At 49.1% G+C, this 14,859-nt stretch carries 9 protein-coding genes and 1 pseudogene; 7 read left to right on the forward strand and 3 right to left on the reverse strand.

What is annotated here, in order from left to right; all coding sequences use genetic code 11:
- Positions 1–17: 17 nt before the first annotated feature.
- Positions 18–1,178 (forward strand): sporulation protein YhbH, encoded by a 1,161-nt coding sequence (gene yhbH / locus HY774_16775; protein MBI4750142.1) that lies wholly within the window; start codon positions 18–20, stop codon positions 1,176–1,178.
- A 97-nt stretch (positions 1,179–1,275) separates the two neighbouring features.
- Here the strand turns inward: yhbH and HY774_16780 are convergent, their stop codons facing one another.
- Both HY774_16780 and lexA read right to left on the reverse strand, forming a co-directional pair.
- Positions 1,276–1,683, reverse strand: a complete 408-nt coding sequence (locus HY774_16780) for a hypothetical protein (GenBank protein MBI4750143.1) — start codon at positions 1,681–1,683, stop codon at positions 1,276–1,278.
- Between the two features lie 97 nt (positions 1,684–1,780).
- Positions 1,781–2,386: a transcriptional repressor LexA gene (gene lexA, locus HY774_16785; protein MBI4750144.1), complete on the reverse strand. Its 606-nt coding sequence runs from the start codon at positions 2,384–2,386 to the stop codon at positions 1,781–1,783.
- Positions 2,387–2,774: 388 nt separating this feature from the next.
- On the opposite strand from lexA, the pseudogene HY774_16790 reads away from it, so the two are divergent.
- The 5 genes and pseudogenes from HY774_16790 to kdsA all read left to right on the forward strand — a co-directional run bounded on the left by HY774_16790 (position 2,775) and on the right by kdsA (position 7,724).
- A pseudogene (locus tag HY774_16790) lies at positions 2,775–2,858 on the forward strand (prepilin-type N-terminal cleavage/methylation domain-containing protein).
- Between the two features lie 659 nt (positions 2,859–3,517).
- Positions 3,518–4,729, forward strand: coding sequence for a pyridoxal phosphate-dependent aminotransferase (locus HY774_16795; GenBank protein ID MBI4750145.1), 1,212 nt, complete (start codon positions 3,518–3,520; stop codon positions 4,727–4,729).
- 20 nt (positions 4,730–4,749) lie between these two features.
- Positions 4,750–5,736: a class I SAM-dependent methyltransferase gene (locus tag HY774_16800; protein MBI4750146.1), complete on the forward strand. Its 987-nt coding sequence runs from the start codon at positions 4,750–4,752 to the stop codon at positions 5,734–5,736.
- A gap of 141 nt (positions 5,737–5,877) precedes the next feature.
- The gene (locus HY774_16805) at positions 5,878–6,717 is read left to right on the forward strand and encodes a 3'(2'),5'-bisphosphate nucleotidase CysQ (protein ID MBI4750147.1); all 840 of its coding nucleotides are present in this window, start codon (positions 5,878–5,880) and stop codon (positions 6,715–6,717) included.
- 176 nt (positions 6,718–6,893) lie between these two features.
- Positions 6,894–7,724 carry a 3-deoxy-8-phosphooctulonate synthase gene (gene kdsA, locus HY774_16810; protein ID MBI4750148.1) on the forward strand — a complete coding sequence of 277 codons (831 nt, stop codon included), beginning with the start codon at positions 6,894–6,896 and terminating at the stop codon, positions 7,722–7,724.
- A 10-nt stretch (positions 7,725–7,734) separates the two neighbouring features.
- On the opposite strand, the gene HY774_16815 is transcribed toward kdsA, so the two are convergent.
- Positions 7,735–11,613, reverse strand: a complete 3,879-nt coding sequence (locus HY774_16815; protein MBI4750149.1) for a GAF domain-containing protein — start codon at positions 11,611–11,613, stop codon at positions 7,735–7,737.
- Positions 11,614–12,258: 645 nt separating this feature from the next.
- Here HY774_16815 and HY774_16820 point away from each other — a divergent pair.
- Positions 12,259–14,775 carry a choice-of-anchor I family protein gene (locus HY774_16820; protein ID MBI4750150.1) on the forward strand — a complete coding sequence of 839 codons (2,517 nt, stop codon included), beginning with the start codon at positions 12,259–12,261 and terminating at the stop codon, positions 14,773–14,775.
- Positions 14,776–14,859: the final 84 nt, after the last annotated feature.

Genomic DNA, 14,859 nt, shown 5'->3' on the forward strand with positions numbered 1-14,859 from the left:
AAGTTGAGGTTTTGTTTATGGCAATACAACGCAACGACTGGAGTCTGCAGCGGAAAGGCATCATGGACCAGGAACGCCACGCTGAGCGTGTCCGTGAAGCAATCAAAAAAAATCTGGGCTCAATTGTGTCAAATGAATCCATCATCCTGTCGGATGGGAAGAAGTCAGTGAAGATTCCGCTTCGATCTCTGGATGAGTACAAATTCCGCTTTGACTATCGCAAACAAAAACAGGTCGCCCAGGGCGATGGTCATTCGCAGGTTGGAGATGTGGTGGCTCGGGAAGGAAAACCAGGGAAAGGACAGGGAAAAGGACAGGCTGGGAATCAGGAAGGACAGGAATTCTACGAAGCCGAAGTAAACATTGACGAAATCGCGGCTTTGATTTTTGAAGATCTGGCCTTGCCCTTTCTTGAGGAAAAAGCCAAACAGGCGGTGCCCTCCCGCTCGACCCGGTTCACTGAAATCCGACGGACTGGGATTATGTCCAATTTAGATAAAAAGCGGACGGTTCTTGAAAATATCAAGCGCAATGCAATGGAAAAAAAGCGGGTTGGCGTTGGAGGATTTCGCAAAGAAGACCTGCGTTTTAAAAGCTGGGAAGAAACGGTTCGCTATGAATCAAATGCGGTTGTCATTGCCATGATGGACGTTTCTGGATCAATGGGCGAGTTCAAAAAATATATCGCCCGCAGTTTTTACTTCTGGATGGTGCGGTTTCTTCGGACGAAATACGATACCGTCAAAATCGTATTCATCAGCCATCATACCGAAGCAAAAGAAGTGACAGAGGAGCAGTTTTTTACGCAAGGTGAATCAGGTGGAACAGTTGTCTCAAGTGCCTACAAACTGGCTCTCGAAATCATCAAGGATCGGTTTCCACCCCGTGACTGGAATATCTACCCGTTTCATTTCTCTGATGGGGATAACTACTACTCAGACAATGATGAAGCGGTTCGCCTGGCGGACGAGCTCATCAAAACCTGCAATCTGTTTGGGTATGGGGAAATTGGGGATGAAGGTGTCTCAAGCTATCGCCGTTCCTCAGGGGCACTTCTTTCAGTTTTTAAGGAGCACCTCAAAAACAAAGCCCGATTTATCGGTGTTCGCATTGATAATAAAGAGGATGTTTATCCGGCTTTAAAGGAATTTTTTGGGGTTCGGGGGATCAAAGTGTAACGAAACTTAACCCGACTTTAATTTCGAGTCACAAACGGGCAACTGGTAGAACCATTTTTTCACCGTTGCCCGTTTGTTTTCTGCAAATCGTTTGAAATTAAAGTGCCGACGCGCTATCCGATGAGGAGGAAAGCTGAGGGTCGGTGCCAAAGAGAAGTTGGGCTTCCAGAGGTGTTTCCACCTTTTCGTGGGCAAAGGAAAGAATCATTTTGAGATGATCGTCATTCAGTACCCGGTGAGCAATTTCCAGGTCAAGGGGTTTGGTATAACAATCCGGGCAGGAAATGACCTGGACGATTCCCCGGCGCAGGTAAGTGAGGTCAGATGGGGCGCCACAAAAGGAACAATGGGTCACAAGGTAAGAAAGGACTTCTTCCACAACCTGAAAATTGATTCCAGACGGTTGTTCTGTAAGCGTTAATGCAAGTTTTGCCAGCAAAAGATAGGACTCAGTGTAGTGTTTTTTTAAACACTGAGTTGATTGATCAGAAGAAACAAACTGCATATTTCACTTCTCTTTTTTTCAAATATGGCAGTTCCCAGTGTTACCCTGGATGGAACTGACATTGGGTTCCCCTGGCCAAATTAAGCGCATCAGATCACTACCGTTGATATTTTCGAATTAAACCAATTACCACACCTTGAACCTGAACTCGTTCAGGCGCAACCACGATTGATTGATATTCTGGATTGGCTGGTTCAAGCCGAACCTGATCAAGTTCCGAATAAAATCGTTTCACAGTTGCCTCCTGATGGTCAATCAAGGCAACCACAGTCTGTCCATTCTCTGCGGTCGAGCGTGAATCAACGACGATCAAGTCGCCATTACAGATTTGCTCGCCAATCATTGAATTTCCGCGAACTCGAAGGGCAAATGTCTTTTGGCGACCCAATAGGGAACGTGGAATCGAAATGGTCTCCTGATTTAATACGGCTTCAATCGGATACCCTGCCGCAATGACCCCTAAGAGAGGAATCTCGCATTCGGAATCATTTCCACTCGGGGAAACAAGCTCAATTCCTCGCCGGGCATTGGGAATCCGGCGAATACATCCATCTTTTTCCAATTCAGAAAGTAAATGATGAACCGAAGCCGGTGACCGCAATCCTAATTGCTCTTGAATCTCACTGATTGTCGGAGCAAAACCATGGGTTTCAACAAATCGGCGAATGCTCGTGAGGAGTTCTTGCTGACGTGGAGTTATCACAATTCACCCTATTAAACCATAACTTCAATTTCTCAAAAACAATTTTCGAAAACAATAGAAATATATTCGAAAATATTCGAAAAAAAGTCAAGTAAAAAGCTAGTCGTCAATAAGTTACATTTTGCGGCACTACCTGCTTGACAATATTTGTCACCAACTCATCATCTATGATGTAAGGGCTGAATCAATAAAAATTTAAATGTTCAGTATAAAGCACTTAGCAAACTTCATAAAACATCACAGGTTTGGCACGCCATTTGATTCAAGGGAAGTCACAATTCAAGCACTCAATTTCAAGGGGATTAGTTCATTTTCCAACATTTCATCCCCTTATTCACAACACACATTTGGGGTTGACCCATCAACCAAACATAGGGAGAGACTGAGCATGAAGAAGCAAAAGGGATTTTCACTTATCGAATTGCTGATCGTGGTTGCGATCATTGGTATTATCGCCGCTATCGCCATTCCAAACCTGCTGGCCGCCCGTCGTTCAGCCAACACGGCTTCCGCCATTCAAACAATTCGTAACCTCCATAGCGCCAACGTTGTATACCAGACCAGCCTGGGCAAAGGCAGCTTTGGTCCTTCGATTTCAGATTTGGGCGGAACAGGCGACAACCAGGCAGGCTTCCTTGACAACACCATTACCCAATCAGATTCTGCTGGCCCAGCCACTGCCAAGAGCGGATATCTGCTCACCTACACTCAGATGGCAGCCATGGCAGGCGCAGCGCCGACATATACCGTCACCAACACCCCGGTTACACAAAGCGGTGTTACCCGCACTGGAAATGATCAATTCTTTTGTGATGAAACAGGCGTGATTCGGCATTCAGCGGCTCCAGCTACTGCCGCTACTTCCGCGAGTGACCCAATTGAGTAAGCTTTCATCAAATTTGACTATTGCTTATCAATAGCAACCAAAAGGCAGGAGAAAATTTCTCCTGCCTTTTGTATTTTTAGCCATCACTTCAGCTCTGACTTTACACCTCGTCAAATCTCCAATAACATCGGTAATCTGTTGTGCCAGCTACTTTTAAGTTTCTCTGTAAATCGCTGTTACAACAGGCTCTTCATTCATACCGAACCCACCACTTCAATCTTTACTGCACTTATTACGAGGTTGTTATGTCAACAGGTCCATCCAAAGAAACTGAAGCTTTTGCACGCCCCAACTCCAAACGGCTCGCCCACCGATTTGATGAAGTTGGTTTCTCGGAAATTGTCAGGATTCGCAATCGGGTCATGGAACTCAAAGCCACAGGTGAAACCATCTTCCAGTTTGAAGGCGGCGAACCCTATATGAACACGCCTGATTTTGTGAAGGAAGCCGCAATCCAGGCCCTTCACGAAAATAAAACCCGCTATGCTCCGTCAAGTGGAATCAAACCTTTAGTTGATGCCATTACCGAAAAACTCCGCACGAAAAATAAAATTCCCGCCCAATCTGAACACGTTATCGTGGGCAATGGCGGGATGCAGGGACTCTATGGTGCCTTCAATTCCATTTTGGACCCAGGGGATGAAGTTCTTTTATTCTCTCCACATTGGACTCCGACCCGCGATCTGATTTATATGTCAGGCGGTCAGGTCGTCAGTATTAACACGTTCCAGGCCCGACAAACCGGAATTTCCCAGACGTTGCAGGCGCATCTCAGCCCAAAAAGCCGGGCCATCCTCCTCAATACCCCACAAAATCCAACTGGAATTGTTTTTACCCGTGCTGAAATTGAAGAAGTGGCTGCCTTTGCCCAAACACACGATCTGGTAGTCATTGCCGATGAAGCATATGAAGACCTGGTGTATGAGCAGGAACACATTTCAATTGCATCACTGCCTGGCATGTATGAACGCACGATCAGTGTGTATACACTTTCGAAAAGTTATGCCATGACAGGATGGCGGCTCGGATATGCGATTGCCGCCGAACCATTTATCACCGGGTTGAAAAAATCCATATTATATTCTTCGAATGGAGTCAGTACCCCAACTCAGTGGGCCGCCGTGGCAGCACTCTCAACACCTTCGGACTTTATCGAAAAAGCCTTTGAAGGATATCAATACCGCCGCTCATTGATGGTGGACGGACTCAATGCCCTGGGATTTCGCTGTAGTCCACCTCCGGCTGGGGCGTTTTATGCGTTTCCAGATATTTCCTCAATCGCCGCTGACAGCACGGCTTTTTCCCGCGAGCTTTTAGATAAAGCGCATATCGCCACGGTTCCAGGCGTCGTTTTTGGGAAAGAAGGCGAAGGACATCTTCGGTTTAGTTACTCGCTGGCTCCAGAAGTTATTGAAAAAGGGCTTGAGTCCCTCGGTACCTACCTTAAAAACCGCTAACTTCAGGAAATCCTGTCGCTTTGCCATCTGACACTATGCACGCTTCACCACCTCCGGCAGCCTCGTCATCGCCACCAGCGAATCACCCTGAATGGAAGTTTCTCTATCAGAGCGAAGGCTGCCCAATTTTTTTCGACCCAACCAGTCATCTCTTTCATTCGATTGTCCTGCTTGAAGAAACCACATCCTTGTACCAGGAACAGTTCTATGAAGCTGGTTCCGCAGCCCGTTTTTTTTCGCCGATTGAAGTGGTAACCCGCTTCTTTCGGCGGTGGCGAGCTGCCTACATCGCACGGTTTGTTCAATCAACCGGCGGTGTACTTGATATTGGCTGTGGAAATGCCTATGTACTCTACTATCTTCGTGAAGATCACAAGGTTCCAGTGGTGATAGGTACCCAGGTCTCTGCAACGGCTCAAGCCTTTGCCCGCGAGAAACTCGGAATTGACGTTCGACTCGGGGAACTCCCAGTCCTGCGGCCTGACCTTCCTACTTTTTCAGTCATCACGGCCTGGCATGTTTTTGAACATGTGGCCGACTATGAAAATTACTTCAAGGAAAGCTGGGAGATGTTGGCACCTGGCGGACATTTGATTCTTGAGGTTCCAAATGCCCAAAGCTGGACAGTTGGATTTTCCGGCCCAGGTTGGATGGGGTGGGACCCGCCTCACCATGTAGTTCATTTCACACCCGATGGGTTGGATAAACTCTTGAAAAAACATGGGTTTCAACCTGTTGCAAGGTCCACGTTTTCACTTGAATACAGCGTCTTTACTTCGCTTCAATCTATTTGCAACCGATTTTCACGGCTGCGAAATGCATTTTACGATGGGTTGCGACGTGTTGGTGGAAATCGTCCCCCTCTCTGGTTGATCCTGTTTCAGGGAGTATGCTTTTCCATTCTGTTTTTTCCAGTTCTTCTGATCAATCTACTACTTACCCCAACACCGTGGGGTGAAGTTCTCCATGTCATTGCCCAAAAGCCAGCACGCACTGCGTCAAACTGACCCAACTCACCTGGGTACCACGACTGCATTTTTTACTTGACCCGACCAATCACTCAAAGTCAGACTGTCTGGTATCTTCATAGGTTCCTATTTTTTCCAAGATCACCTATCCCCCAATTCTTTTTGTACACGAGTGTCACCATGTCAGAACAAGCCCTCTCCAGCCAAACCTATTGGCGCGAAGTTGATGTTGCCTGCCGACTGGCGCAGGAAGCTGGTAAATTGATCCTTGAATATTATGACCGCACAACCAGGGTCAGTTACAAAGCAGGGGATGAACCAGTTACCGAAGCTGATCAGGCAGCCAGTGATCATATTCTGGCGGGCCTCCATGAAGCATTTCCCGATGATGTTTTGGTTTCTGAAGAAGAACCAGACAATCCGCTCAGACGTGAAGATGCACGATTGTGGGTAATTGACCCACTTGATGGAACCAAAGAGTTTATTGCCCGCAACGGAGAATTTTCCGTTATGATCGGGTTTGTGGTTGGCGAACGCCCGGTGGTTGGTGTGGTGTATCAACCCACCCGTGACCGGCTGTGGTGGGCGGCACACGATCAGGCATTTTTGCGAATTGGTGGTGAACAAAAATCCATGAAAGTATCCTCGACGACCGACTATGCAGCCATGCGAATGGTCGTCAGTCGGTCACATCGCAATGCCCTGGTTGACCAGATGGCAACCCGGCTTGGAATGACCCAGGAAATTGTCTCCGGTAGCGGCGGCATCAAAGTTGGCCTGATTGCTGATGGTGATGCTGAAATTATGTTTAGTCCGAACCCGTATACAAAAATCTGGGATATGTGCGCCTGTGATGTGATTTTGCACGCCGCTGGAGGGAAAGTGACTGACTTGCAGGGGAACCTTTTGGCCTATCGTGGTGAAGAGCTTTTTAATTTGAAAGGGGTGCTCGCCACCAATGGTACTCGCCACGACGATATTATTCAGGCCGTGGCTGGAATTTATGTTCCACCGGTGTAGGCTTCTTCATTGGGGGAACGATAGATTTTCAGAATAAGAAACCACGAAATACACGAAAAAAATAAATCTTTTTCTTTCAATAATTTCTGTAATTTCAACAACTTACTCGCAGGGAAATCTTTATCTGATCTCTAACTGGATTACACAACATCTGACCTTTTGGCATCCTTCCATCTATGAACAGTACTTTTTTTCCGAAACCACCAGAGTCATTTTTCCTGATTGCTGGTCCTTGTGTCATTGAATCCCAGGACCATGCCCTGTTTATGGCCGAGGCAATTCAAAAAGAGGCGGTTGAACTCGGAATCCCTTACATCTTCAAAGCTTCGTTTGATAAAGCCAACCGGTCGTCAATTCATTCATTTCGGGGCCCAGGGTTGGAAGCCGGGTTGCGAGTTCTGGAATACATCAAAAAACAGACCGGGTTGCCGGTCATTACGGATGTCCATGAGATTGACCAGGCCCAAAGTGCGGCTGAAATTGTTGATGTTCTTCAAATTCCGGCCTTCTTGTGCCGCCAAACCGACCTTTTGGTAGCTGCCGCCCGCACTGGCCGAACCGTAAACGTGAAAAAAGGGCAGTTTTTGGCCCCAGGCGATATGAAAAATGTGGTGGAAAAAATACGCGAAGCTGGAGGGAAAGAACTCTGGTTGACTGAGCGCGGCGCATCCTTTGGCTACAATAACCTGGTGGTTGATATGCGGTCATTTCCAATCATGCATGAGTTTGGCTGCCCCGTGGTGTTTGATGTCACCCATAGCTTGCAACGTCCGGGAGGACTTGGAACTGCAACTGGCGGAGATTCACAGTTTATTGAGCCTCTGGCTCGGGCCGGAGTTGCGTGCGGGGTGGATGGATTGTTTATGGAAGTTCACGAGAACCCGGCCAAAGCCTTGAGCGATGGTCCAAATGCGTTGCCATTAAAGCGACTTCGTTCCCTGTTGCACCAACTCCATGCCCTGGATCAAATCCGAAGGCAGTATCCGATTTTGGCGAACAAGGAATAGGAGCGTGTGGTTATCCAGAGTGAACACTATCTTGGGCAACTTCAACCTCGCGTGGCAGATTAGCCAGGGGAAATTTAATGTGGAAACTACTGCCCTGCCCTTTCCCTTTCGATTCGGCCCAAATTTTCCCGCCGTGGGCTTCGACATAACTTTTGGCAATGGCCAGGCCAAGTCCAGTGCCACGAGCCGAAAATTCATACCGACCCGAAGTATGCGTTGATGGATCAGATGTTGTGTAAAACTTTTCGAAAATCCGTTCGAGGTCACTTGGTTCAATTCCAATTCCGGTATCTTCAACCGTCAAATGCGCCATATTGACTTCAGTGGTGATGGTAATGCGAATGAACCCTTCGTCGGGGGTAAATTTGATCGCGTTTTGAATTACATTCACCAGGACGAGCTGGATTTTTTCTGGGTCCGCCGCAATGAAAATATCTTCGGGAGATTCGACCTCAATCGTTTGCTGACGGCGTTCGATAAAGGTGGCCAGTTCAGAAAGAACTTCAGCCACTGTTCCGCGCAGGTTGAGTGCGGTATGTTTGAGCGTCATTTGGCCTTCATTGATTTTAAGCATTTCCAGAATGTCGTTAAAACTTGTGACCAGACGATCAATCATCCGCCGGCAGGTGGTCATTGATTGCTGCTGTCCCTTGCTGAGTGGCCCTAAATATTCTTCGGAAATGGCTTCGATATATCCCTTGAGCACGGTGAGCGGCGTTCGCATTTCGTGCGAAGTGACAATCAGAAAATTGGTTTTCATCTGATTGAGTTCTTGCAACGTGTGTGAAATCTCCTGCTCGCTCTTATAGAGCTTTTCAAGTTCCTGCATTGATTCAACGATAATCAGGTTTTTTTCTTCAAGTTCGGTCTTTTTCTTCTCCAATTCCCCATACAAAGCTGCGTTTTCAATGGCCACGGCGGCTTGATTTGCCAGTGATTCCAACAATTTCTGGTCGGTTTCAGTAAAAGGACCACGCATTGCCGGACGCCTGACATCAAGCACTCCAACCACATTCCCGGTCCGCGTAAAGATCGGAATATTGATAAAACCGTGGACATAGTATTTTTCCAGGATCTCGGGAAAAACAATCTCCGATGACGAGGCCGGATGATTGACGATCATCGGATTTCCAGTACTGGCAACCTGACCCGCCACACCTTCGCCCAACCGAAAAACAACGGGTGTTTCATCCCAATGATCACGACACCAGAGTCGTTTAAAGACGACGTGGTTTGCAATCACCAGACCGATACCACCCGGTTCACCCTCGATCAACTGAGCGCTTTCCTCAGCAATATTTTGCAACACCGTGGTTAAATCAAGCTGTGAGTTAATGATCCGAGTACTGTCGAGTAAATGGCGGAGGTAACGGATGCGTTCTTCCTGACGGCGTTTGATCCGGCGGATTCGTTCAGCATACAACTGATATCCGGCTGTACCGAGGATTGCCAGATACACCAGATACGCCCACCAGGTTCGCCATGGCGCCGGGCGCACGGCAAAGGCCATCCGGACTGGACCGCTGATGTTCCCGGCGTAATCACGGGCCCATAGTCGAAACTCATATGACCCTTCAGACAGATTGGTATACTCCTTCTTATAATCACTGGTCCAATCCGATGGCTGCGCTTCAAATCCAATCAATTGGGTGCGGTACCGGGTATCAGACTCACGAAAATAGTTGAGTAGCGCATATTCAAATATCAAGTTATTTTCGTCATAGGCGAGCGATGCGTGTTCAAACCCAGCCGTCGTTTCCTGCCATTTCCCATTGACCCTGACTCGTTCAATAAATAAGGGTTTGGCTGCTGTGTCATTTTCCTCAGTGCCCAAATCATAGATGGCCGCACCTTGAATGGTGCCAGCATACATTCGCCCCTGTTGATCAACCAGTGCGGCACCTTCAAGGCACTCGTTGCTGGGGAGCCCATCTTCAGAAGTAAATGAAAATACTGAGAATGGTGACGGGTCATCAGGTGTGACCTGACGAGGCGAGAGCCGTGCAACACCTTTATTGGTGAATAAATACAGCCGATGTTGATTGTCTTCACAAATTTTTTGAATGCAGTTATTGGGGAGCGCTGGCTGTGTCAGATCAGAAAAAACTTCCCACTGGATTGTCGGTTGATCAAGTCGGGCACGGGCAACGCCACCACTTTTGGTGCCAACCCACAGCCAGCGGCTTCCATCCATTGCCTGCGTTTCGTGCAAGCTGATAATGATGTTGTTTGGTAACCCTGAGGCAATGTCATAGGTTGTCCAAACTCCTTTTTCAAAGCGCGAAAGCCCTCCTCCATAGGTGCCAGCCCACACGGTTTGCGTTCCATCACCAGCTTTTGTGACGAGCAAACAATTGACTCCATTGTTTTTCAGCGTCTCGTTTCGTTTGCTGTAAGCTGTCCAAACACCATTTTGAAATCGCCCGAGACTGTCATAGGTGCCTACCCAGAGGGTCGTTGCGTTGTCGGGTTCGGTTGTGGCTGCCAGGCATCGAATTTCGCGATGAATTCCCGACCGGCTGAGGTCAACTTTGACCATTCGACCGTTTTCAAATTTGCTTAGCCCATCATCCGTTCCAATCCAGACGGTGGAGTCACCACCTGCTGTCCGTGTTTCAAATAAAGACCGCACTCGATTTCCTAAGAGACCGTCGCCAACCGTCAGTTTTTTCCATTGTCCGTCGGTCAATTGCATCAACCCGCTTCCCATGGTGCCGGCCCAAATCACTGGCGATCCCGTGGCCGAACGGGTTTCTAAAAAACAACGGGCTAAATGGTCAGCATTTGAAACTGGGAGATCAAGATTGGCCCAACGACCGTTTTCGACCCGCACCAACCCGTGCCCATTCGTACCAATCCAAATTGTTCGACGCCCTGAAGGAGAAACAGTCTCGGCCAGGCTGGCAATGTCATTTCCGGGCAGGCCCGTTGTGTCATCCAGTCGCAGCCAGTTTCCATTTTCAAGGCAAGTGACGCCGGCATCAGTTCCTACCCACAAACAGCTTTTTCCATCTGGAAGTTGGGTTATGGCCAGGGTTTGAACATTGTTGCTGGGCAAAATGGTTGGTGACGTGAAGGTTGAAAAAGTATCCCCTTCAAACTTGACCAACCCGCCGCCAATCGTGCCAGCCCAAATGATTGGCTCGCCGTTTGATCCTGGCATCAGTGCCAGAGACTCGACCTGATTGCTCACAAAACCATTGCTGGTTCGGTAGGAACGCCACTGACCATTCCTGAGCACAGCAAGTCCATAGTCGCGGGTGGCGACCCATAGACTCTTGCTTCCATCCGGTGAGAGGACAGGCAAAATGCTCAATACAATCGAATCTGCCGGGACTTCAGGTGATGAAACCTGGGTCCAGGTGTTGTTTTCAAACCGGGCCAGGCCGCCGCCATACATCCCCAACCAGAGAATCGAGTGGCCGTCCGAGGCAATTTCTTCAGCCAAACTAAAGACAGGGTTGGTTGGCAATCCAGAAGTTTGATCAAAAGTCCGCCACTGCCCATCTTTCAAATGTGATACCCCACCGCCATTGGTCCCAAACCAGAGGCTGCCGTCCTTTGCTGCCAACAGAGCACTGACGTCGTTGGAGCGGACTCGATTGGGCATATTCACCAGTGTCCAGACCCGTCCGTTATAATAAGCAGCTCCATCCAGTGTTCCCACCCATAAATATCCCCGCTGGTCAAACACGATTTTGTGCACCGTATTTTCCGGGAGCCCATCTCGATCAGTGAAGACGCGAAAGGCCGGGCGCCCAACAGGCCCAGATGCGGAGGCAAGGTGAGAGAGTGGATTGGACGCCGCCCCTAAGACAGACACACAAAAGCACTTACCGCCAGGCAGCAGAGTGAGGAGAAATAACAAGACCGTGACAAACTGACGCATAATGCGCCTCCAGATTGTCGGTTGATGTGCATTGTTCGGAAGGAAAATGTGGGGCCTCGACCTTCAAGTAAACACCATGAAACCTGGAGTTACAAGCACCTTTCTAGTTTTATGAACTGCTCATGGTTCATCCGAATAAGCACCTGAAGCTCCAGGGAAACTTCAAGTTTAACCAGTTTCGGCTGTGCCGATCTGTCATTTTGTAACTTTCTGCTCACATCGCTGTAACGCAAGGCTCACAGACCCTGGATAAGAATCCCTGTTTTCATTTCTGTCATGACTTCCCTCTAAAATCTTTATTTGTGCACGCTGGCGCAAGCCATTGATCTGGCTTATTCGCAGCAAGTGTGTGGCAACAAATAACTAAGGGAGTCGGATGGAAATATCATACCACCAGGGTTCAGGGTTCAGGGCCAGATACTCCACGTTGCGTGGTACCCGCCAGTTCCCCAGTCTTCATCTTGAGTGGGATCAGTCAACTCATCGCCGAAACCCTGAACCCTGAACCCTGAACCCGATTTCAGTGGGATTTTATGCTTTTCGCGATATGTTCGAATTTGTTTTCTGTTGTGTCTGATGGGGATTTTTGGCACAGGATCCTGGTCACTGGCCAGGTTTCAGACCGCATCCCAGGCAGCAGGTCAAGTGACTGGTGCACCAGCAGCCGTTCCAACCCCAACCCCGAATATTTCATTGACTCAAATCGGAACCTTCCGAACTGGCAAATTTGCCGTCAGCGCGGCTGAAATCGTGGTCCATGACCCAATTTCCCAGCGCTTGTTTCTGGTCAATAGCGACGAAACGGCACCCAGCGTTTATGTGCTGGATCTTTCGGATCCGACCAATCCAACCGAAGTGATGCAACTCACATTTTCATCCGGCCCAGTGATTGGCGACCCAAACAGCGTGGCCGTGAAGAACGGTGTTTTAGCTGTGGCGCTGGCCTCCGATCCCAAAACCGACAATGGAACAGTGGCTTTTTATAACACCAGCACACTCAACTTCTTAACCTCAGTCACCGCCGGGGCGCTCCCCGATATGGTGACTTTCACGCCGGATGCCACCAAAGTTCTGGTCGCCAATGAAGGCGAACCAGACGGCGTCAATCCTCCAGGTTCGGTCACGATTATCCCGGTTTCTTACCCAGGCGGCCCAGGTTCGCTTTCCGTTGGCTCGGTGACAACCGCCACGTTTACCGCATTTAATGGTCAGGAAACCACCCTGCGCACCCAGGGCGTGCGAATCCAATCCGGCGTGGCTGCCACTGACGATTTCGAACCGGAATACATTGCCGTTTCCTCTGATTCAACCACGGCCTGGGTCACTTTGCAGGAAAATAATACCGTTGCGGTGGTGAATCTCGGCACCAGTACCGTCACGTCATTGCTCCCGTTAGGTCTGAAGGATCACAGTCTGACAGGCAATGGCCTGGATACCAGTGATCGCGATCTGACCTCATCAACCGGGAAAATCAATATTCAAAACTGGCCTGTGTTTGGCATGTACATGCCTGATGCAATTGCCACCATGAATTTCAACGGTCAGACCTACTTTCTGACCGCCAACGAAGGCGATGCCCACGACGGTGAAGAAGTTCGGGTTTCATCCGGATCCTATGTGCTTGATCCCGTGGTGTTTCCGAATGCTTCAACCCTGAAAATGAACGCCAATCTGGGACGCCTCACAGTGTCAAATCGGGATGGCCAGTTGGAAGCCGATGGTGACACCCAATATGAAAAAATCTATGTGTATGGCAGCCGGTCATTTTCGGTGTGGACGGCCACCGGCACCCAGGTTTTTGACAGCGGCGATGCGTTTGAGCAAATCACAGCCATGCTCTTCCCTGCTGATTTCAATGCCAACAATGATGAAAACGGTACATTTGACACCCGAAGCGACAATAAGGGCCCTGAGCCTGAAGGTCTGACGCTCGGAGTCGTGAATGGTCGCACCTACGCGTTTATCGGATTGGAACGCATCAGTGGGATTATGGTGTATGACGTCACCAACCCACTCAGTCCGGTGTTTGTACAGTACCTTTCAAACCGTGATTTTGCCGGTGACCCCGAAGCTGACACTGCCAGCGACCTGGGACCGGAAGGCATCACCTTTATTTCTTCAGCCGACAGCCCAACCGGGAACCCATTACTGGTCATCGGGAATGAAATCAGCGGCAGCACGACGATTTTTGAAATTCGAACGTCAGAACAATCCGTCATTTATGTGGCTGACACGCTCAATAATCGAATTCAGACATTTGATGGCGACCAGTGGTCAATCTTTACCGGGGCTTCAGTTTCGCGTGAACTGGGAGCTGAAAAGAGCATCCGAGCCGCAGCCGGTTCCAGCAATGGCCAGTTCCGGTCGCCAGAAGCCGTTACCTCAAACAATGCTGGTGGTGAAAACCTCCGCGTCTATGTTGCCGATACTGGAAACAATCGCATTCACTGGTTTGATGGAGTTCAATGGCAGGATTTTGCCACCTTTGGTTCTGGGTTCAATCAAGTGCGGGCTCCGCAAGGCGTAGTCCTTGATGCCAGCGGACAGTTTCTTTTTGTGGCTGATACCGGCAACAATCGAATCCTGCGTTTTGATGCCCTGACACCATTTTCAAATGCCACCGTGGTGGCAACCACCGGCATCGGTGCTGGTCAGGTTCGTGCTCCACAAGGACTGGCAATTGATCTCAATAACACACTCTATGTGGCTGATACTGGCAACAATCGGATCATTAAATTTGACACGGCGACAACAACCCCTGTTTTTCAGGTGATTGCGACATCCGGTACCTCACTCAATCGCGTGCGTGGACCACAAGGGCTGGCGGTTGATAACGAATTAAATCTTTATATCGCTGACACAGCCAATAGCCGGGTGCTGTTCTTCCCGCTTGGAACCACTGCTGGCGCGCAGGCAATTGCCACTGTGGGTTCAGGTCCAGGCCAGGTTCGGTTGCCGGAAGGTATCACGGTCGTGACCGGACCCGAAGGCAAACGACTGGTGATCAGTGATACCGGAAATAACCGAATCCAAAGTACATCGCTCACTGATACCACCCCACTGACACTTGGAACCTGGAGCCTGGTGAATGGGCCGGGGACTCAAACCGGTGCCATCGGCTCGTTGATTGGGCAATTCAGAAGCCCAGGGAAGATCAGATAAAAATGACAAGATGACAGGGTGACAGGATGACAAGGTGACAAGATGACAAGATGATAAGGTGACAGAATGACAAGGTGACAAATT

It is taken from the genome of Acidobacteriota bacterium (assembly GCA_016208495.1).
In the GTDB taxonomy this organism is placed as follows: Bacteria; Acidobacteriota; Blastocatellia; order Chloracidobacteriales; family Chloracidobacteriaceae; genus JACQXX01.